The 20,052-nt window shown below is 46.5% G+C and carries 16 protein-coding genes and 1 pseudogene; 11 read left to right on the top strand and 6 right to left on the bottom strand.

Annotated elements, in window-relative coordinates:
- Window position 1 precedes the first annotated feature (1 nt).
- The 4 genes and pseudogenes from QZ938_RS13420 to psbZ all read right to left on the bottom strand — a co-directional run bounded on the left by QZ938_RS13420 (window position 2) and on the right by psbZ (window position 3,383).
- Window positions 2–1,240 (bottom strand): sedoheptulose 7-phosphate cyclase, encoded by a 1,239-nt coding sequence (locus QZ938_RS13420; RefSeq protein WP_293351889.1) that lies wholly within the window; start codon window positions 1,238–1,240, stop codon window positions 2–4.
- A 485-nt stretch (window positions 1,241–1,725) separates the two neighbouring features.
- Window positions 1,726–2,308, bottom strand: a pseudogene (locus QZ938_RS13415) (Uma2 family endonuclease).
- Window positions 2,309–2,414: 106 nt separating this feature from the next.
- Entirely contained in the window at window positions 2,415–2,963 is a 549-nt protein-coding gene (gene ribH / locus QZ938_RS13410; RefSeq protein WP_293146685.1) for a 6,7-dimethyl-8-ribityllumazine synthase, read from the bottom strand.
- Between the two features lie 228 nt (window positions 2,964–3,191).
- Window positions 3,192–3,383 (bottom strand): photosystem II reaction center protein PsbZ, encoded by a 192-nt coding sequence (psbZ, locus tag QZ938_RS13405; protein WP_293146686.1) that lies wholly within the window; start codon window positions 3,381–3,383, stop codon window positions 3,192–3,194.
- Between the two features lie 538 nt (window positions 3,384–3,921).
- On the opposite strand from psbZ, the gene QZ938_RS13400 reads away from it, so the two are divergent.
- The 11 genes from QZ938_RS13400 to QZ938_RS13350 all read left to right on the top strand — a co-directional run bounded on the left by QZ938_RS13400 (window position 3,922) and on the right by QZ938_RS13350 (window position 18,572).
- Window positions 3,922–6,885: a CBS domain-containing protein gene (locus QZ938_RS13400; RefSeq protein ID WP_293351945.1), complete on the top strand. Its 2,964-nt coding sequence runs from the start codon at window positions 3,922–3,924 to the stop codon at window positions 6,883–6,885.
- Between the two features lie 307 nt (window positions 6,886–7,192).
- A complete protein-coding gene (locus QZ938_RS13395; protein ID WP_293351887.1) occupies window positions 7,193–7,654 on the top strand; it encodes a DUF2127 domain-containing protein in 462 nt (153 codons plus the stop codon).
- An 847-nt stretch (window positions 7,655–8,501) separates the two neighbouring features.
- Window positions 8,502–10,073 carry a serine/threonine protein kinase gene (locus QZ938_RS13390; RefSeq protein WP_293351884.1) on the top strand — a complete coding sequence of 524 codons (1,572 nt, stop codon included), beginning with the start codon at window positions 8,502–8,504 and terminating at the stop codon, window positions 10,071–10,073.
- A gap of 225 nt (window positions 10,074–10,298) precedes the next feature.
- On the top strand, window positions 10,299–10,547 hold the full coding sequence (locus QZ938_RS13385) for a hypothetical protein (protein ID WP_293146692.1): 249 nt from the start codon (window positions 10,299–10,301) through the stop codon (window positions 10,545–10,547).
- Between the two features lie 41 nt (window positions 10,548–10,588).
- Entirely contained in the window at window positions 10,589–10,930 is a 342-nt protein-coding gene (locus tag QZ938_RS13380) for a DUF6825 family protein (protein ID WP_293146694.1), read from the top strand.
- A 212-nt stretch (window positions 10,931–11,142) separates the two neighbouring features.
- Window positions 11,143–12,357 carry a transposase gene (locus tag QZ938_RS13375; RefSeq protein ID WP_293365541.1) on the top strand — a complete coding sequence of 405 codons (1,215 nt, stop codon included), beginning with the start codon at window positions 11,143–11,145 and terminating at the stop codon, window positions 12,355–12,357.
- 60 nt (window positions 12,358–12,417) lie between these two features.
- A complete protein-coding gene (locus QZ938_RS13370) occupies window positions 12,418–14,184 on the top strand; it encodes an AarF/ABC1/UbiB kinase family protein (protein ID WP_293351880.1) in 1,767 nt (588 codons plus the stop codon).
- Between the two features lie 247 nt (window positions 14,185–14,431).
- Window positions 14,432–15,649 (top strand): RNA-guided endonuclease TnpB family protein, encoded by a 1,218-nt coding sequence (locus QZ938_RS13365; protein ID WP_293351878.1) that lies wholly within the window; start codon window positions 14,432–14,434, stop codon window positions 15,647–15,649.
- A gap of 370 nt (window positions 15,650–16,019) precedes the next feature.
- On the top strand, window positions 16,020–16,751 hold the full coding sequence (locus QZ938_RS13360) for a PP2C family serine/threonine-protein phosphatase (protein WP_293351876.1): 732 nt from the start codon (window positions 16,020–16,022) through the stop codon (window positions 16,749–16,751).
- A gap of 70 nt (window positions 16,752–16,821) precedes the next feature.
- Window positions 16,822–18,042, top strand: a complete 1,221-nt coding sequence (locus QZ938_RS13355; RefSeq protein ID WP_293351874.1) for an anhydro-N-acetylmuramic acid kinase — start codon at window positions 16,822–16,824, stop codon at window positions 18,040–18,042.
- An 80-nt stretch (window positions 18,043–18,122) separates the two neighbouring features.
- Window positions 18,123–18,572 (top strand): hypothetical protein, encoded by a 450-nt coding sequence (locus QZ938_RS13350; protein WP_293146706.1) that lies wholly within the window; start codon window positions 18,123–18,125, stop codon window positions 18,570–18,572.
- A 75-nt stretch (window positions 18,573–18,647) separates the two neighbouring features.
- On the opposite strand, the gene QZ938_RS13345 is transcribed toward QZ938_RS13350, so the two are convergent.
- Window positions 18,648–18,977: a transposase gene (locus tag QZ938_RS13345; protein WP_293351872.1), complete on the bottom strand. Its 330-nt coding sequence runs from the start codon at window positions 18,975–18,977 to the stop codon at window positions 18,648–18,650.
- A gap of 49 nt (window positions 18,978–19,026) precedes the next feature.
- Window positions 19,027–19,965, bottom strand: coding sequence for a transposase (locus QZ938_RS13340; RefSeq protein ID WP_293351870.1), 939 nt, complete (start codon window positions 19,963–19,965; stop codon window positions 19,027–19,029).
- Between the last annotated feature and the right edge of the window lie 87 nt (window positions 19,966–20,052).

Raw genomic sequence — 20,052 nt, 5'->3', positions numbered from 1 at the left:
TTTATACTCCTGCGGTGGAACGAGTTGCAACTTTGTCCAATACCACGTACATATTCTCGCCATCGCCGTTGCGCGGATAGCTATGACAGATTTTTTGATGCACCGCTAGGGTTTCATCCAACTCACTGCGAGTTAAATCGTTCATGAAAAAGCATTCACCAATGGGGCGGGGTGCTGCCGCACGTTGAAGGCCGTCACGGGTACGGGCGATAGATGTTGTGGCTTTCCAGAGCAATTCTGGAGTCAGATAGGGGCTATCAATGGCTAGTCCGAGGCGACTCATTAATCCTAAGATGCGATCGCGATCGGCGATCGAAATGTAGCCCCGTTGTTGAGCAATCGTCGCCGAAAAAGCCATATCGATAGCGACACTGTGGCCGTGGAACATCGGAATTTCCGGTGTTAGTTCGAGCGTCGGACTCCAGGTGTGACCATAGGCAATCACTCGATCTAAATCTAGTTCATGCAGGTTTGGTACTTCTAAGGCCAGCATTGATTGAATCGCATTGTAGGTTAAACGATGCGCCACTTCTCGCAGTTCTGATGTGCCATCTAAGTAACCAAAATGGCTGTGCAGCAATGCTTCGCCGTAGTTTTCCAACAATTCAAAGATTTCTGTGTTGCCAACAACTGCGATCTTAATTAACTCTGCCATGCCGTTGCGTATTTGGTCGATCGGCAGAGTTTTTAGGAAGGAGAAATCTAAAATTACTTTCTGGGAAGCGTGGTAAGCGCCGAGGCGGTTTTTCAGTTTACCGTGATTGACAGCTACCTTGATCGCCACACTCGCATCAATCAGTCCAATTAAGGTTGTCGGTACGCGAATGTAGTTAGTCCGACGGCGATAGGAGGAGCAGGCAAAACCAGTGACATCAGTAGTCAATCCACCGCCAACTACTAACACAGGTTCTTTCCGCACCAGCCCGAAATCAACGAAGGCATCTATGATGCTTTCAAAGGTGGTTAAGGTTTTATCTGGTTCCTTGATATTCACTGGAAAGACGGTTAAATCTATCTCGTGATACTGGAAGTAGGCGTGCATCTGCTTGCCGTACAAACCATACACTGTATGGTCTACAACCATTAGACAGCGACCAAATTGCCGATAGCTATCGGCAATCTCTGGATTTTCGAGTTTGAAAGCGCCATCTACATATAGTAGACTGAAATCAATTTTTTCGTACCCTTCAATGTGAAAAGCGCGATCGGTGGCTGTAAATGTAGCTTGAATGTCACCCATAAATTTTTTTCACTTTCGTGTTGGTAAGTAACGGTAAGTATCCGGACGAACCTCAAACTTATCAATCCCTTTGTTGGCAAGCTTCCTAGGTATTAACTGGACAAATTTATTATTTAATATCACGTTAACAATTGACCTAAAAATTTACTTTTAGACCTGTTTGTTAAGAATACGTTAAATACTGTTTGTACAGCATTTATGCTGAAAGCCATCCTAGGATCGAGTTGAGACGGCCTCAATGCTTACACAAAACTTAACATAACGAATTTCTCATATTTGTGCAACCAAATTTAGATAAATCTCATAAAACTGTTGAGGAATATTAGATAATGGGCGATTTTTAGTTAAAAAATTTACAGATAAATCAGTATTTAAGGAAGTTAATGTATTATAGAATACTCAGTAAGTCGAAGAGCGATCGCGATTGACAATAAATGTATAAAATGATACTGAAAATTCAGGGAGTGTTTTAAAGTCAATTCAGCTTAGGCTGGAAACACCAAAGACAAATCCAGAGACAAATCGGGAAAACCCGGAATTACAACAGCCTCATTTTGCAGAGCGACTCGTTTGGATCGATAATTGAAATCCCCTTGTCTTTCTTGATAAGGTTCGCTGTGCATTTCCAGTTGACTACCGACTAAATTAAATATCCAATAATTAGTAATCCCAGCTTCAGCATAGAGAGATAACTTAGTTCTTTGATCGTACTTTAAAGTAGAATCAGAAACCTCAATTACCAACAAGATATCCGCCGATTCTGGGTGAGAAGCTAAATAATTATCATCGCGATTGCGGGCGATAACCACATCAGGTTCTGGTTCGCTATCTGTAGTAGACAAAATAATCGGCTCTTGTGCACGGACACGAGCGCGTCTTGTCAGTAAAATTATTAATTCTTCAACTAAAAGACTGTTACAAACAGAGTGAAACGTAGTTTTAGCAGCCTTGATAATAAGTAAGTTCTCCGCGAATCAATTCAACTCGCTCATCAGGACTGAAAAATCCCAGTTCTCCTAAACGGTGATATTCTGCGATCGAGAATCGTTTTGCAGTTACAGTAGTCATAGCTTTGCTTACCTAGTATTCTACAAGCGACGAGCGAGGCGGATCCTCTGGATCTCGATTCCCAGGCAGAGCCGGGGAACCAGTTGGCATGACATAATGATATGTATTAAGCCCGATCGCCCGGGAGCACTTGAACAGCAGCAGCCTCCGGTAATCGATCGTAAGAACTTCCACCCAAACCATTAACTTGACGCATCAAAGTGCCCATTTCCAAAGCACTCATCCCATAATTCCAGCCCAAATTGCTCTTAATTCCCGCCCTTTCCAAAGCTTGCTGCATCGTGTCAGTCGTCACCACCCCAAATATCACCGGTACTCCTGTTTGAAACGCAGCCGCAGCAATTCCTTTAGAAACCTCACCAGCTACAAAATCGAAATGCGGAGTTTGGCCGCGAATTACCGCACCCAGACAGATTACCGCATCGTAGCGGCCAGACTGAGCAGCTTTGCGGGCAACCAAAGGAATTTCAAAACACCCGGGAACCCAATAAAAATCAACTTGATTTCCATGAGGATTGATATCAACTCCGTGGCGTTTCAAACAATCTTGGCATCCTTCCAAAAGTTTGTTGACAATCAAATCGTTAAAACGACCGATGACTATCGCGAATCGCAAAGATTCTGTTTTAGTAAAATTTCCCTCGAAAACTGCCATAGTGCTCTAATTTTAGATTTTAGGTTTTAGATTTTAGATTTTTGTTTGCAAGAAGGCAAAAGTTAGAAAGCAGAAACATCTGATTTTAATCTGGAGTGCACAAACATACAGGATCGCGCGGGTTGAAAAATTTTTAGTGGGTACCGAATACCGAATACCTTCAAAATTCTGGTTGATGCCTTCAGCCTTCTATCTTTTACCTTCTTTATTCGATAGCGATGGGCGAGCTTAAACCACCAAAAAGTTTAATACAGCCACTGCAATAACCAGCAAAAACCACAGGCCTGAACCTGCAAAAATCAAGGTTTTAGACTGATTCCAGTTTTGGGGAGAGGCATAAGCCACAGGCACGCCAACTACCATCACAAAAGACAGCAGTACCAGAGCCAGTAAAACAACTTGAAACACAATTGATAACATTTTTTCTCCTTTCGATATAGCCGTGCGTTGACTAGAAATAGTTTGTGGTAATCTGGATGAAAATTCCAGATTATAGTTTTTGACCCGCTCAAAAACGGGTTGGCTTCCCCGACTTACGTCGTGGAGATTTCAAGATTTTAGACCAAAGTTGCATCTCCCAGATCGATCTGTGGAGTAAATCTAAAATCTAAAATTTAAAATCGACTGACTCGATTGCGATCGCAATCCAGAAATTGTCGGTTGATTGATACGAAAGAGACTGTGCAAATTCGGGCGTTGCGCGAACAGGCGCCAGTGGCTCTTGAGATTTGCATCAATTTTATCATTGTTCGCTACTGCACAGAAAACTGGAAAGCTTAAGTTATAGTCCACAGTCGTGTCAACTTAAAATCAAACCATCAGTCCAACTGTCCGACAAGGGTTTTAACTCCTGGCGGTCTTTCGGGCTAAGCTTTAACCATTGGCTATAGTGCGATCGCCCGGTATCAAAGCCCCAGAAATTGCTAATGTGAGGGTGAGAGATGCGGGATTTTCGGCTATGGACTTAGTTTTGTGCCACACAACAGCAGATTTTGACGCCTTAGGCGCAGCGGTGGGACTTTGCGTGCTGCGCCCCGGTAGCAGAATTGTGCTGACTGGGGGCTGTCACCCGACGGTGCGGGATTTTTTGGCGCTGCACCGCGACGAGTACCCGCTGATCGAACGCCGATCGGTCAATCCGCAACAAATTCGATCGATTAGTATAGTAGATGCTTCGGGGCGCGATCGTTTGGGAAAAGCCGCCGAATGGCTGGATTTGCCACACCTCAACGAAATAGCGGTTTTTGACCACCACCTGCAAGCCGATTTGGACATCCCCGCGACTGTTACCCAAATCGAAGCTGTCGGCGCAACCACCACATTAATTGTCGAAAAACTCCGGGAAAAGCTCAAAAATTCAGCAGAAAACGGCGATACAACATCCCAGCTTTTACCTTCAGAAGCCACAGTCATGGCCCTCGGCATCCACGTCGATACGGGTTCCCTCACCTTCGAGGGGGCCACCGCGCGAGATGCAATGGCTTTGGCGTGGTTGATGGAACAGGGAGCAAGTTTGCGGGTAATCTCTGAATATGTAGAACCCGGTTTGTCTCCGCAATTGCAGGATTTGCTGAGAGAAGGGTTGGAGAATTTGCGATCGCAAACCTTGCACGGTTATACAGTAGCTTGGGTACTGCTATCCACTGAAGCCTACGTGCCCGGACTTTCGGCGCTAGCTTCTCGCTTGTTGGATTTAACTGAAACCGATGCTCTACTTTTAGGCAATGTTTATAAATTTAGCGAAAACGACAACCGCAACATCGCCCAATCGCCAGTTTCCAACCGCTTAGCTATTATCGGTCGATCGCGCATCGAAGGCACAAACCTCAGCGAATTGTTCAAACCTTTCGGCGGCGGAGGCCACGCCCGCGCCGCATCCCTCGCCACCCGAGATGTCGATCCGCTGCTAACTTTAAATCAATTAGCTGACGAACTCAAAGCTCAAATCCCGCACCCTCCCACCGCCCGCGAGTTAATGTCCTCGCCAGTCCGGAGCATTCGCCCGGAAACCTCCGTGGGAGAGGCTCACCGTATCCTCCTGCGCTACGGGCATTCTGGTTTGTCAGTGGTGGATGCAGGCGATGGCGTCCCGCCCCGCAAGCTACGGCTGGCAGGCATTATCTCGCGCCGCGACATTGATATTGCCTTACACCACGGTTTCAGTCACGCCCCGGTGAAGGGTTACATGACTCCGCAGCTAAAAACGATCGCCCCGGATACCTTGCTGCCAGAAATTGAAGCTTTAATGGTGACATACGATATCGGGCGTTTGCCAGTATTGGAAAACGGCCAACTGGTGGGAATTGTGACTCGCACTGACGTGTTGCGGGAATTGCACCAGCAAAAAGCGCGCGATAGGGGCAGTAATTCTCAATTGTCCGATTATCCTGTATCTGAGTCGGTTGAGCAGTTGTTGCGATCGGGCATTAGTAGCGAATTATGGCAATTATTGTCGATCGCAGCCAACATTGCCCAACAGCGGGGCTGGCAACTTTATATTGTCGGTGGAGCAGTCCGCGATTTACTATTAGCAAAGGACGATAAACTCGCCCTCACAGACATTGATTTGGTAGTGGATGGCAACTGCGGTACCAACGATTCCGGTGCCGGTGTCGAATTAGCCTCAGCCCTGCAAAAGCTTTACCCAGACTCGCGTTTAGACGTTCACGGTCAATTTCAAACCGCCGCCCTGTTGTGGCACAAAGACTCTGCTTTCGGCTCCCTCTGGCTGGATATCGCAACGGCTCGTACTGAATTTTATCCCTATCCGGCTGCAAATCCTGAAGTTGAAGCGAGTTCGATCCGCCAAGATTTGTACCGCAGGGATTTTACTATTAATGCGCTGGCTGTGCGGTTGGGTGTTAAGAGCAGCGGCGAATTGTTGGATTTTTTTGGCGGTTTGCTAGATTTAGAATCGCGGCAAATTCGAGTTTTGCACGCTAACAGTTTTATCGAAGATCCGACGCGGATTTATCGGGCTGTGCGGTTTGCGGTACGGCTGGGATTTGCAATTGAATCGCAAACTGAAGGATACATCCGCCACGCTTTGGAAAGCGGGATTTATTACCGAATTCAGGGAGAAAACGGCAGAGCTCCGGCTTTGGAAACTCGGCTGAAAAGTGAATTGAAGTACATTTTGCAAGCTCATTATTGGAAGGTGGCTTTGAAAATGCTGGGAGATTTGCAGGCTTTGCGCTGCATTCATCCTACTCTGGAGTTGGATCGGGAGTTATGGCGGCGGTTGCGTTTGCTCGATCGATGTTTGAATGGAAGGAAGAAGGAAGAAGGTTCGGCCGCGGATTCTGTAACGGATGTAACGGATGTAACGGATGTAATGGATGGAATTAAGAAACAAGTAGTTAAAAAAATCCCAGTGCTTCGACTTCGCTCAGCACAATTGCCCGATGCCCAATGCCCAATGCCCAATGCCCAATTCCCAATGCCCAATGCCCAATTCCCAATTATCAATATTCCAGATTGGCTGATGCGGCTGGAAGTTTTGATTGCTTATTTAGCACCGGAATATCGGGTTAAGGTGGCTACAAATCTTCAATTACCTGCTGATAGTATCAAGCGGCTGGAAGTTTTGGAAGCTGGAAATCAGGAATTAGCAAAGGGTTTACAGAAGTGTAATTTACCCAGTCAATTGGTGTTTCTGTTGAGGAATTATGAGTTGCCGCTGTTAATTGCGATCGCCCTGCAAAGCCCCCGCAGCGCCCGCCGCCAGATTTGGCAATACCTCACCCGGTTGGCGAATGTTGAGCCGCCTTTAAACGGCAATGACTTGAAGGATTTGGGTTACAAGCCCGGGCCTGGGTTTAAGGTAATGTTGGATGATTTGTTGGCGGCTGCGTTGGATGGCGATTTGGGCGATCGGGCTAGCGCGCTCTCTTTCTTAGCACAACGTTATCCTCTATCTTAGTATGCTATGTCAGCAGCACCTTATTTTTTGTCAATTGATGAGCTAATACTTGCTAAATTTTACCAAGAAGAATGGGTTTAAACCCTCCTCCTTCGAGGGGGAAATAAAACAAAATTATTCACTGTTTCAATCATCGGACTTATAGTTAGAGGTCGCTTTCCAACTGTCAACTGTCAACTGTCAACTGTCAACTGTTGAATGCCATCTTCTATCCGTTAAATCTCGCGCAAGCGAATTCGTTGCCGAACTTATTCCTTCTTTATTCACAAGCCGATCGTCGCACATTATTGATATTTTGAGAATTTACGTGAAAAAACAGCGCCCTCCTGGTTTAATCGCAATTGTAGTTTACAAAAGTTTTGTAGCAGCCCTCTTGACAGTAACTTCCGTCGCTTTGCTTTTAGCGCTGAAGAATCATCAAGCCTTGGAGGATTTTTCGGAATCGTACTTCTTAGAAAGTAAATTAAAAATAATTGAGCTTTTACTAGATAAAGTTCTAAGTGTAAAGCCTAAAACATTACTATTTAGCGGACTAGCAGCCGGACTTTATGCCGCTTTAACTGCTCTTGAAGCAGTTGGTTTGTGGTACGAAAAAGGGTGGGCGACTATTTTGGTTTTAGCGCTGGTAGGTATCAGTATCCCGCCCGAAATATATGAGTTATTTCATGGTTTTACCGTACTTAAGCTGGTGGTTTTTATCGCAAATATAGCGGTGTTTTGGTATTTGCTGCACCATTTGCCGAAGCACGGTAATTCAGTTGATAGTTGACAGTTGACAATTGACAGCAACTTCTACCTGGAAGTCCGATGATTCGAGTAATGAATCGTCTGATTTTAATTTTTCCTTAAAATGGAGAGGCTTTAAATCAATTATTTCTGATAAGGAATGAGGATTAAATAACTTATAATTTAATGGTTCTTGTGGGACGGGCGGGACGCCCATCCCACTTTCAAGAGTGTAAATTATTTAATTTGCGATTCTAAGGAAGATTAAAGTTGAATACGCTAGAGTCCTAATATCATTTTTTAAAAGTTATAACAGACTTTAGAAAATATGGAAAGTCTATAAATTACAATCTCTTGTCGTCCTGGATCTCTATCGTATCTTTAGAAAAATGGTATTACCTGCACAGTCGATCGCACAAGCCGAACGTTTTGTAGCACTACTTTTTCTATAGCCTTTCTCAGCAAGATGAGGTACAAGTTGAGATTTGAGATTGGGGATTGACGGATTGATTCGTCAATACTTCATTTTTTTCAGAACCTATATCACATTAACGACGATAAGTCAAATAAAAACCTAAATCTTTACACAATCCTGCCAGTGGTAAAGAGTTGATAAAGGAAAGAGGGGCTACACCCCCCATGAGTTATAGTTATTGATATAGATGCACCCTGATGGCTTTCCCGTTCCACAAGAGCGGGATTTTTATTGGCAAAAAATTGTGTTAAGTTTTGAGACAACGGCTACAGATAAAATAACTGCCAGAGGCAAAGATGACCTGGCAGAGCAAAACCGATAACTAGGGCGCCGATCGTCGATCGAACATCCAGCCTAAAGAAAGCTAAACAACCCAAAGGCGGTAGCATAGTTTGGGAACCGGCATCAACTAAAGATGAACTTAGCGCCAGCAACAGTCCTGCAAAAGGGCAAATACACAATTAACGCGACTTTAGGCAGAGGAGGGTTCGGCATCACTTACCGAGCTACCCACACCCAATTAAACCAAACCGTCGTACTCAAAACCCTCAACGAAAGTCTGCGCCAACACCCAGCCTCTGCCCAGTTTCAGCAGCAGTTTATTGCCGAAGCCCAGCGCCTGTCTCGATGCCAGCATTCAAACATCGTCAGGGTAATTGACTTTTTTGAAGAAGCCGGACAGTCTTTTATCGCGATGGACTACATTCCAGGCCAAACTCTCGCCCAAATAGTCGAAACCGATCGACCTTTACCAGAAGCCCAGGCCCTGCACTACATTCGGCAAATAGCCTCAGCGGTAAGTACGGTTCACCACAGCGGATTGCTACACGGAGACATCAATCCAGAAAATACGATCCGGCGAGCCGATTCTCATCTAGTAATGTTGATAGACTTCGGTATTGCTCGCGACTTTACCGCCGGGACGAAACAAACTCACACTAACTTGCTTTCCCCAGGATACGCGCCGATCGAACAATACCTCTATGACGGTAAATGTACACCGGCCACAGATGTTTACGCGATCGCCGCCACCCTCTACTACTTGCTCTCCGGCGTAGCACCCGTAGCAGCACCCCTGCGCGATCGCATTCCCCTGGCTTCTTTGCGGCAATTTCAGCCCAACCTCAGCCCCGGTATTGAGCGAGCAATCCTTCAGGGACTCGAAACAGACCCCCAGAAACGCCCCCAGACAGTGGAAAATTGGCTTACTATGCTGCAAGAAACAGAGCGAGTACCCGCACAGACAACAGGCAAGCAAAGTTTGCGATTGCCCGCACCTCCCCCCCTGCCGTTGACCTTGCTGGCGTTTGTCGTCACGGCTGCAATTGCTGGCTGGATGGGTTTTGACTTGGCCTGGCGCTACAACAGCATCAATGCCAGCAACAACAGATCCACAACTCAATCCTTCCCATCTTTGGAAGATTTGCTCAAATCCCGCGATCTTTCAGGGCCGATGTTTGGGCAGCCGTCTGTCGAAAGCAGCCCTCTGGTTCCACTCCAACTCAACAAGCGCCCCAAACCCACGTCAGACAGCAGCATACCAGAACCGATCGACAACTCAACAGCTAGCACCCAACCTTCTGCCTCCCCAAGCCCGGAGACTCCCGCCCCCGATCCTGAACCTTCAGCATCCCCAACTCCCGATCCCGAAGCGCAGATCTCTGAGTACCCCATTCCAGAAGCTAAAACTGAAACCCAGCCAGCACCCGAAGCAGCATCCGCACCTGTACCAGAAGTTCCGCCCCTGCCACCGGAATCCCGCAGATCCTCCCCTCCCGTACCCGCACCCGCCCCGTCTGCTGCCAATAGTTCTGAAACATTCCCACAGCAAGAATCCGCACCGACAGTGCCGTCACCGGCCCTAGGATCGATCGATCCGCCAATACCAAGCCAAAACGGCAGCAATTCCGATACTTCGATCGCACCTTACTCGCAGCCCCCCGTGCCAGAACCGACAGTGCCTTATCCTGAACCTGTGACAAATTAGTATTCTTTTTTTTGCTTAAAAGGGCGAACTAATCCTTTGTTTGAGGATTGACTAAATATCCATCGATTGTGGAGCGAATAACGCCATTCCGAACCACAGACAATTTCGCACAACCTGCGATCGACTCAGAAAATATCAATAGCCATTGCCGAAAATTATCGAATATTTTCTATCACCTAACTAATCAGAATGGAAACCCCAAAATTTATAAATATTTGATATTTTGTGGTAAATTATGTTAATATTGAGACCGGACGGCTGGGTTGTGCGAGGTCGCCCATTAGTTCTGCCAAACCTACTAAGCTTGAGAAAGGTTTCAGTAAGACCCAACCTGAAAATGCCGTGAGTTGCGGTGGTGGCGCCCTATGTGCGATCGCGATCGGTGCAAACAGTTGTTTTTTTCGGTGCAAGCCAGGGTGGTCGATCGATTCGGGCAAAGTTCCTTTCTTGGGGAACAAGCGCCATCGAGGATAAGCAAGTTATAATTTGTTGCGGAAGCGTACAGAGATTTTTTTATGAGTAAACCCCCAGTTCATGCCTTTTTTGTAGGCAGAGCAGTTGCCGAAGCACTGTACGAGCAATTAGAAAGCGCAGCAACCAACGCTTTCTCCGAACTCGGCAAATTTGACGCCGAACAAAGAGAACGCCTGCGCCAGTTCACAGATCGAGTTGTAGAACGGGCTAATCGAGCTGCCGATGAGGCGATGCAGACCAGAACTGGTACTGGAACCACCAGCACTACTACTGACATTCAAGACATCCATCCCGCAGACTTGCAAGTAACGATCGACGAGCTGCGCGCCGAAGTCGCTCTCGTGCGATCGGAATTGCAGCGCTACCGCAGCAGTTTGCCTTAACAAAGGGCGATTCCAGCGGACGATAGCTCCGAAGTGACGATCGCAACAACTACTGATTGTTACAAGAGCGCATTGCTTTGCGCTCCTGCGCTCCTTCTTACCAAGAAATTGGGTCTAAAGCCCCGTCCTTCTAGGACGGCTTTAATTTTTTAATTATTGCACTATTCCATTTCTATCTACCATCTTAGCCATAGATAAGCTATCATAGAGATATGCTAAACATGACCTACGAGTACAAACTAGAACCCACTTCATCCCAATCTCAGACCTTTGACCACTGGTTAGAAGTCTGTCGCAAGGTGTGGAATTATGCTCTTAGAGAGCGGAAAGACTGGTACAACTCAAGGTCATGTGGAATCAACGCCTGTAGCCTAAAATCCGAATACATTATTCCCGCTGATACCCCTAGACCAAACTTTGCCGTGCAGTGCAAATCTTTGACCACCGCTAGACAAAGTAATTCAGAGCTAAAAACTGTCCACTCCCAAGTATTGCAGCAAGTTCTCAAGCAATTAGAGAAAGCCTTTACTTCTATGTGGGAATCAGGTTTTGGCTTTCCGAGGTTTAAGAAGAAAGGCAGAATCAGAAGTTTCCTGTTCCCTACTCCTAATCAAACCGTAGTAATCGGGAATAGGATTAACCTACCCAGTATTGGCTTAGTTAAGTTCAGAGATTCTAGACCTATCCCTGATGGTTTTGTAGTCAAGCAAATCAGAATAGTTAAAAGAGCCTCTGGATACTTTGCCATGTTAGCTTTAGCTCTAGATGTAAGTATCCCTACTACCATGCCTCATGGCTATGCCCTAGGAATCGATCTAGGTTTAGAGAAATTTCTCGCTACCTCCGATAATGAACTAGTTGCCAGACCTAAATTCTTTGTGGATGCTCAACGCAAGCTGAAATCGCTGCAAAAAGTAGTCAGTCGCAAAAGAATCGGGTCAAAAAACTGGCAAAAAGCTCAAAAAAAAGTAGCAAGATACCATCAACATATCAGTGACAGTAGGAAGGATTTCCATTTCAAAACCGCCCATCATCTCTGTAATCAAGCAGGAATGATATTTGCTGAAGATTTGAATGTCAAAGCAATGGCAAAAGAGATGCTCTGCAAGCACACTCTAGATGGGGGATTTGGACAATTTCTATCTATTCTGGAATATGTTTGTTTCAAGAAAGATGTATTTTTCTTAAAGGTAGATAAAAATGGTACATCTCAAACCTGCCCTCAGTGCCAGACTCATACAGGAAAGAAGCCTTTGAGCTTAAGAATTCATCAATGTCCTGAGTGTGGATATGAAGCAGATAGAGATGTAGCAGCAGCGCAGGTAGTAGTCCAGCGTGGGCTTGCAGCGGTAGGGCATACCGTCAAGATGCTTTCAGAGGGTAAAGCTACTAGGCTCCCTGTGATGAAAGAATCCCCGTCTCTTTAGAGCGGAGAGTGTCAACTGCAATCAAAGCAACAACATAAAATAAGCAATTTGGGAACCCAAGTGTCTGCTCTCCTTGATGACTCTGTTAATCGCCAGCGCTCCCCCAAGCGTACTAGCGACGCCGATGAGCCAAAAACTGCTGGTAAATCCTACAAAAGTAAAGCTTATCGCTGGAATCGCGAAAAATATTCCCGGCAGCGACGCTTCTTCGACATTTGGGCCTTTGTCTTGCTCTGGCTGGCTTCGCTGTGGTTCGACAGCAAAAACTGGAGCTACTGGGGAGGTGTAACTGAAGAAAAGAAAGTTGCCAGACGCCGCTTTCAAGCTATCTGGGTTCGAGAAACACTCTTGGATTTAGGCCCGACTTTCATTAAAGTTGGACAATTATTTTCCACCCGCGCCGACTTGTTCCCCGCAGAGTTTGTCGAGGAACTTTCTAAGTTGCAAGATAAAGTGCCTGCTTTCAGTTACGAACAGCTAGAGGTAATTGTCGAGCAAGATTTGGGCAAGAGTGTTGATGAACTCTACCGCAGCTTCGATCCTGTGCCCCTGGCCGCTGCCAGTTTGGGTCAGGTACACAAAGCTCAACTGCACTCGGGCCCGGAAGTTGTAGTAAAAGTACAACGCCCTGGACTGCGAAAGCTGTTTGAAATAGATTTGCAAATTCTCAAGGGAATTGCTCGCTATTTTCAAAACCATCCTAAGTGGGGCCGCGGCCGAGATTGGATGGGGATTTATGAGGAATGTTGTCGCATTCTGTGGCTGGAAATAGACTATCTCAATGAAGGCCGGAATGCTGATACTTTTCGCCGCAATTTTAGCAACTGCGACTGGGTGCGGGTGCCGCGAGTTTATTGGCGCTACGCGGCTCCGCGAGTGCTGACTTTGGAATACCTACCAGGGATTAAAATCAGCCATTACGAAGCTCTCGAAGCAGCCGGGATCGATCGCAAATTAATTGCTCAGTTAGGTGCGAAAGCTTATTTGCGACAGTTGCTCAACGATGGCTTTTTCCACGCAGATCCACACCCCGGCAATATCGCTGTTAGTGCTGACGGATCTCTGATTTTCTACGATTTCGGCATGATGGGTCAAATTCAGTCCAACGTCCGCGAAGGACTGATGGAGACTCTCTACGGCATTGCTTCCAAGGATGGACAGCGGATTATGGATTCTCTGATCAACTTGGGCGCTTTGGTTCCTACAGGCGATATGAGTCCGGTGCGCCGCAGCATCCAGTATATGCTCGATAACTTCATGGACAAGCCTTTTGAAGAGCAGTCCGTGAGCGCCATTACCGACGATCTTTACGATATAGCCTACGATCAACCTTTTCGCTTCCCAGCTACCTTTACTTTTGTAATGCGAGCTTTTTCGACGATTGAAGGCGTGGGCCGGGGTTTAGATCCCGAGTTTAACTTTATGGAGGTGGCACAACCTTTTGCCATGCAGCTTATGACTAATGGAAATGGGCCGGATGCAACGAGCAGCATTTTTAACGAACTAGGCCGTCAGGCGGCTCAGGTGAGTTCGACAGCTTTGGGTTTGCCCCGCCGGATTGAGGAGACTATTGATAAACTCGAACAGGGAGATTTGCGGATTCGAGTCCGTTCTTCCGAAGCTGAGCGATTGATGCGCCGCATGAGCAACGTTCAAATGGGCACTAATTATACTTTGATGATGAGTGCTTTTACTTTGTCGGCGACAATTTTGTTTGTCAGCAATCAAGTATGGCCCGCTGTCGCTGTGGCTTTGCTGGCTGCGGGTGCTGGGTTTGCTCTGTTGCGTTTGTTCAAACGGATCGATCGATTAGATAGAATGTCATAATGCGGCCAATTGACGATCGAGAATTTCTGACTTGCGATTTGTCGCCTGCAAAAACTTAACATTTAACGAGTTCGCCGGGAATTCCCCATCCTCTCGTAGTGTAGGAACAGCGTAGCGTCTTCCGCAACGAAGAAGGGTGGGGATGAAAGGCAGGTGGATGTAGCGCAGCGGAGTCCACAAACTACCGAGAAAGCAACGAACAGAAGATTTATTTACTACTTTTCTATTTTTGTAGTAAGATACTGGAATGATGAAAGCAGTCAAGGTCAGAATTTATCCATCCGACGAGCAGAAAAAAACGCTGTCAAAAGCGTTTGGCTGTGCTCGTTGGTTTTGGAATAATTCACTGACCCAGACCAATCGGCTCTATAAAGAAACTGGGAAAGGCTTATCTCAGCAAGGAATGAATGACCGCCTACCAGGGCTAAAAAAAGAGTTTGAATGGTTAGCCCAAGCTTATAGCCAGGTGCTTCAATCGGTTTCATTGAACCTGTCGAGGGCTTTTATCAACTTCTTTGAAGGTCGGACAAAATTCCCTAACTTCAAATCTAAGTTCGACAAGCAATCGATTCAGTATCCCCAAAACGTCAAGATTACCGATGAAGGCTTAAAACTGCCTAAGTTGGGTGTGATTCCCGCCAAAATTCACCGCGTTCTTGATGGTCAACTCAAAACCGTGACCGTCTCGATGACACCATCAGGCAAGTATTTTGCCTCATTGCTGTTTGATGACGGGGTGCCAGAACTGGCTAAATCCAGTGACGGGAAGGCGGTAGGGATTGATTTGGGTTTGACTCACTTTGCCATCACGTCAGATGGATCAAAGTTTGACAATCCAAGGGTGTTGAAAAAGCGGGCCAAGAACCTGAAGCGCAAGCAAAAAAAGCTATCGCGTAAAGTTAAAGGCTCAAATACGCGCCTGAAGGCGAAACGCATTGTGGCGAGAGTCCACGAGCGGATTGCTAACACCCGAAAAGACTTCCTGCATAAGCTCTCACGCAAAATGGTGAACGAGAACCAAGTCATCTGCGTTGAGAATTTGGCAGTGAAGAATATGGTGAAAAATCACAACCTAGCTAAAGCAATCAGTGATGCTAGCTGGAGTGAATTCACCCGAATGCTTGAATATAAAGCAAAAGAGGAGGGGAAGTGCTACGTCGAAGTAGACCGTTTTTTCCCATCCTCAAAGACTTGCTCAGTCTGTCTCAATCGAGTTGGTAATTTGCCGTTGAATGTGCGGTCATGGCAGTGTCAAAGCTGTGAAACAAAGCATGACCGGGATGTCAACGCAGCGGTCAATATTCGAGATGAAGGACTCCGTATTTTAGCGTTAGGAACTAGCGCTACTGCCAAGGGAGGGAAGGTAAGTCCAAAGTCTGGAAGGCGTAAGTCATCCGTTTCTAAGGCACTACCCGTCGAAGTTGGAAGCTCCGCCCTCAACGACCGAAGCGCTCAGGGCGCGTAGGAAGTAGGGCGGGGTAGTTCACTGTTAAGTTTTCGCAGGCTGACAACAAGTTTCTCAACTTGACAGCTATTACTTGCTAGGGACACTAAAACCCCGGTTGCTGCATAGATTTCTCCCCAGCCAAATGTCTTATTTTGAAGCTAGAAATCGTTTTTTTTGGGCAGGTGCTGCTGAATGCAGCTTGATTCACGAAACTTTTCAGACGCAATGAGCATCTGACGATCTACAATGTAAGGCTAATGAAGTGCAATTTTTCCAAGACTAGCGATCGGCAGAAATTTCCAGTACCGTTCGGAATTTTAAGTTTTGTAATCAAAAATTGCACCCGTTAAATCAAGCTTTTAAGTTCGATGAGTCCCATCAGCAATCTATGAAACGCTCTTTCGCAGGTAAGACAGACACAGGGCTAGTTCGTTCCGTAAATCAGGATTCGTACTACATAGACCCTGACGGGCGATTTTTCATAGTAGCCGACGGCATGGGAGGACACGCGGGAGGTCAAGAAGCCAGTCGGATTGCGACTCAGGCGATTCAATCTTATTTGCTCGAACATTGGGAAGGGCCTGAAGATTCTCCCCTGTTGTTGGAAAAGGCTTTGTTAATTGCCAATCAAGCAATTTTGACCGATCAGCTCGAACATCCCGAGCGTGCTGATATGGGTACTACGGCTGTGGTTCTGATCTTTAGGGATGAGGGCAGACCTTGGTGCGCTAATATCGGGGACTCTCGCTTGTATCGGCTGCACGGATCTCACTTGGATCAGATTACTGAAGACCAGACTTGGGTGGCTCAGGCTGTCAAAAGAAAGGCCCTGACTCCGGATCAGGCTCGCAGTCATCCTTGGCGTCACGTTTTGTCCCAGTGTTTGGGCCGCGACGATTTGCACGAGATAGATATTCTGCCGGTGGACGTAAAGCCCGGGGATCGCTTGTTGCTGTGCAGCGACGGCTTGACTGAGGAACTTTCCGATCCTTTGATTGCTTCGCCTCTGAAGTCGATTCGCGCCTGCGAGGGCGCTGCAACTGCTTTGATTGAAGCCGCCAAGGATAAAGGGGGACGGGACAATATTACTGTGGTGATCGTGACGATCGACCTCAAATAATATCCTCGCGCCCTCGCACACCTAAAAATCTCCCAATCCCCCAATCAAAAAATCTAAAATCTAAAATCGAATGGTTCGCGTTATCGGTTTGATGAGTGGCACGTCGGTAGATGGCATTGATGCTGCTTTAGTGGATGTGGTCGGTTCCCAAGCAGACTTAAAAGTGCAGTTGGTGGCCGGCAAGACTTTCCCTTATCCTGCTACTTTGCGATCGCAAATTCTCTCAGTTTGCAGTGGTTCCGCGTTGTCCATGGCTGAGTTCGCTGAATTAGATGATGCGATCGCCCAAGAATTTGCCAAGGCAGCATTGACAATTCAAACAGAATATGATAATGCAGAATTAATCGGCTCTCACGGTCAAACGGTCTACCACCGACCCCCAGGGAATACGGAAAAGAGCAGTTTTTCTGCTGCACCTAGCCCCTGCTCAGACATGGGTTACAGCTTGCAACTCGGGCGGGGCGCGCTCATCGCGCAATTGACAGGCATTACGACTGTGAGCAATTTTCGATCGGCAGACATTGCAGCAGGGGGTCAGGGAGCACCCTTAGTCCCAATAGTTGACGCCTGCCTGCTTGCCGAGCCCAACCGCAATCTCTGCATCCAAAATCTCGGCGGAATTGGCAATTTTACTTATCTTCCTGCCTTTAAAGATCGGGAATTGGCTGACAAGTCTGCGGCTCCTCCTCTGGGCGAGGGTATCTTGGGTTGGGATACCGGGCCGGCAAATTCGCTGTTAGACTTGGCAGTGCAGCACTTCTGTGACGGCACAAAAACTTGTGACGAAGGTGGAGCTTGGGCGGCAAGTGGCACTCCCTGTCAAGCTTTAGTAGAGAATTGGCTACAGCAAGATTTTTTCATCCAAGCACCGCCCAAATCTACAGGGCGAGAGTTATTTGGTGTAGACTATTTTAACCGTTGTTTGGTCGAGGCTCAAGGTTACAACCTCAGTCCTGCTGATGTGCTGGCTACTTTGACGGAACTGACAGTTGCTTCGATCGTTCACAGTTACCAAACTTTTTTGCCGCAGATGCCCGATCGAGTTTTATTGTGCGGGGGCGGCAGCCACAATCTCTACTTAAAACGCCGATTGCAAGCACAATTGCATCCAGTGCAAGTGTTGACTACTTCTGAGGCAGGCTTGAGTGTAGATTTTAAAGAGGCGATCGCTTTCGCGGTTTTAGCCGTCTGGCGGGTTCGGGGTATTCCCGGCAATCTGCCTCAAGTTACTGGTGCTTGCGCGCCGGTTCTGTTAGGAGAAATTAACTCTTGTTGGCACAGTTGGGCATGATAGCATAGAGTCTGAGGGACAACGGCTGTGCGTTGTTGCACCAGCATTGTAGCCAGCAGGAAAAGCATAGGAACAGCACTGTGGCTCACACGTTTTTAATGGAATCTGGCCAATGGACGCTCGAAGGAAGTTGGATTGAGCGCAATGGCGTGCCAATTACGGTAAAAGGCAAAACTTTAGTGAGCTGGAACCGAACAGATTGGTTCAGTATGGTGACGAAGCTCGTGTTTCCAGGAGGCGATCGCGAAGAGATTATTTTGCAGTACCGAGGACACCTCAATAACGATGAGCGGCAGTATACTTTTGTACTCCAACACAGCGAACTCGGCCGAGTCGAGGGCGAAGGTTGGATTGCTCCCCAGTCGATCGTCCAACGTTACTGGGTACTCGGAGATGAACGCCAGCGGCGGACGGGTTTTGATACCCTCCACCGCGTTGATGAAAATCGCTACTACCAATCTAGTGGCATCATGTCTGGTCATTACTTGACGAGTACGATGGAGGCAACTCTGGAACGTCAGTCGGATTGACACTCTCAGCGCTAAAGCGACTGAGATTCTTAAGACATTGCGGTCTTAATATCCTGATTGCTCAGGTTCCCAAACTCACCACGTTTGCTCTGCGAGCGTGGTAATATTTTTTGGGCGTTTAGGTGTTGAATACCAGGTTTCGCGTCCTGGCCCGCGTACCATTCTCAAGGCTCGGTCTCTAATCGTTTTTGCAGCACCAATATCGGCGTGTTCGTGATATCCACATTCCACACAGATGAATTTCTCTCCATTCCTGTTGGATTTATCGATGTGTCCACAATTTCTGCATTCAGTGCTAGAGTGTTTGGGATTAACTTTAATTACGATTTTTCCTTGCTTCACAGCTAGATACTCAATCTTTAATCCCAAATCGCCCCAGCCCGCATCAGAGATAGCACGATTCAATCCCTTTTTCCTGGATTGCCCGTTCTTCAGAAACCTCCCAGTTTTCTCATCACTTTTTACCTTGCATTTCTAGCATCATCCCAGGGATATTCAAATCTTCTATGGCAATTACATCAACGCTTCTAGATACAATCTTATTCGCAGTTTTCCATTGATGCGCTTGGCGTTTATTGCCAATCTTTTGATGGAATCTGCTAACTCTGATAGCTGCTTTTTTGCGGTTTTTACTGCCTTTTGTTTTGCGGTTAACCCGTCTCTGTCTAATTTTTAGAGTACGTTTAGCTTTTTTATTGGTCGAAAACCTAGGGTTCTCAATTTGGTAGCCATCAGAAAGATGAACCAGTTTAGTGAGTCCTAAGTCGCAACCGATTACTTTGGGATTGTTACCGAGAGCTTTGGGGCTGTATTCAGGTACAGACTTATCTTCTATTCTCACGGAAACATACCAATCATTCTGTCGTTTTCTAACTGTGCAAGCCTTGATGGTAAAACCATTTGGGATTGAGCGAGAGTTGTAAAACCGCATCCAACCCAGTTTAGGTAGGTAAATTTTATTACCCTTAATTTTTACTCCCATTACGAAAGTAAAAGATGTGAAGTTGCTGCGGTTTTTAAATTTAGGAAATCCCCTACCCTCAAAGAAGTTTTTGTAGGCAATATCTAAGCGTTTAACATTCTGTTGTAAAACTGTTGAATCTATGGCGTTGTACCAAGGTCTAGCCATTTTTAACTCAGGTAATGCTGTAATCTGAATGTCACCAGCATTTCGACGCGGATTTCTAGTTTTACCTTCAAAGTCTGACTTAGAATCTTTCCAAGGATTTCCGGTTGCGCCATTTTTACTTACGAAGCAGGTCAATGGTGAAGCTTCGACTTTCGTTCTAATGTCACTGTAATTGCCTTGGATAAACTGCTGATTGTACTGACATATTCTGTCATTTAAGCACCAATTATACTGGCTTCGCAGCATATCTATCCAAGCCGACATTTTTGATGACTGTGTTTGATTGGGTCGCAACTTATAAACATAATTTGTTAGCAATCTGGTTCACCTCCTTAGCTTGTATTTTAACGT

This window comes from Microcoleus sp. CAWBG27 (assembly GCF_020883145.1).
Classification (GTDB): Bacteria; Cyanobacteriota; Cyanobacteriia; order Cyanobacteriales; family Microcoleaceae; genus Microcoleus.
The sequence above is the reverse complement of the archived record's forward strand: the minus strand, read 5'-3'. Positions and strand labels throughout refer to the sequence as shown.

Bases quoted from the DNA above. Each gene is read 5' to 3' on its own strand.
- QZ938_RS13360 (WP_293351876.1), top strand. From the start codon at position 16,020: ATGAAACGCTCTTTCGCAGGTAAGACAGACACAGGGCTAGTTCGTTCC.
- QZ938_RS13400 (WP_293351945.1), top strand. From the start codon at position 3,922: ATGGACTTAGTTTTGTGCCACACAACAGCAGATTTTGACGCCTTAGGC.
- QZ938_RS13340 (WP_293351870.1), bottom strand. From the start codon at position 19,965: ATGTCGGCTTGGATAGATATGCTGCGAAGCCAGTATAATTGGTGCTTA.
- psbZ (WP_293146686.1), bottom strand. From the start codon at position 3,383: ATGTTATCAATTGTGTTTCAAGTTGTTTTACTGGCTCTGGTACTGCTG.
- QZ938_RS13375 (WP_293365541.1), top strand. From the start codon at position 11,143: ATGCTAAACATGACCTACGAGTACAAACTAGAACCCACTTCATCCCAA.
- QZ938_RS13390 (WP_293351884.1), top strand. From the start codon at position 8,502: ATGAACTTAGCGCCAGCAACAGTCCTGCAAAAGGGCAAATACACAATT.
- ribH (WP_293146685.1), bottom strand. From the start codon at position 2,963: ATGGCAGTTTTCGAGGGAAATTTTACTAAAACAGAATCTTTGCGATTC.
- QZ938_RS13420 (WP_293351889.1), bottom strand. From the start codon at position 1,240: ATGGGTGACATTCAAGCTACATTTACAGCCACCGATCGCGCTTTTCAC.
- QZ938_RS13355 (WP_293351874.1), top strand. From the start codon at position 16,822: ATGGTTCGCGTTATCGGTTTGATGAGTGGCACGTCGGTAGATGGCATT.
- QZ938_RS13365 (WP_293351878.1), top strand. From the start codon at position 14,432: ATGATGAAAGCAGTCAAGGTCAGAATTTATCCATCCGACGAGCAGAAA.
- QZ938_RS13380 (WP_293146694.1), top strand. From the start codon at position 10,589: ATGAGTAAACCCCCAGTTCATGCCTTTTTTGTAGGCAGAGCAGTTGCC.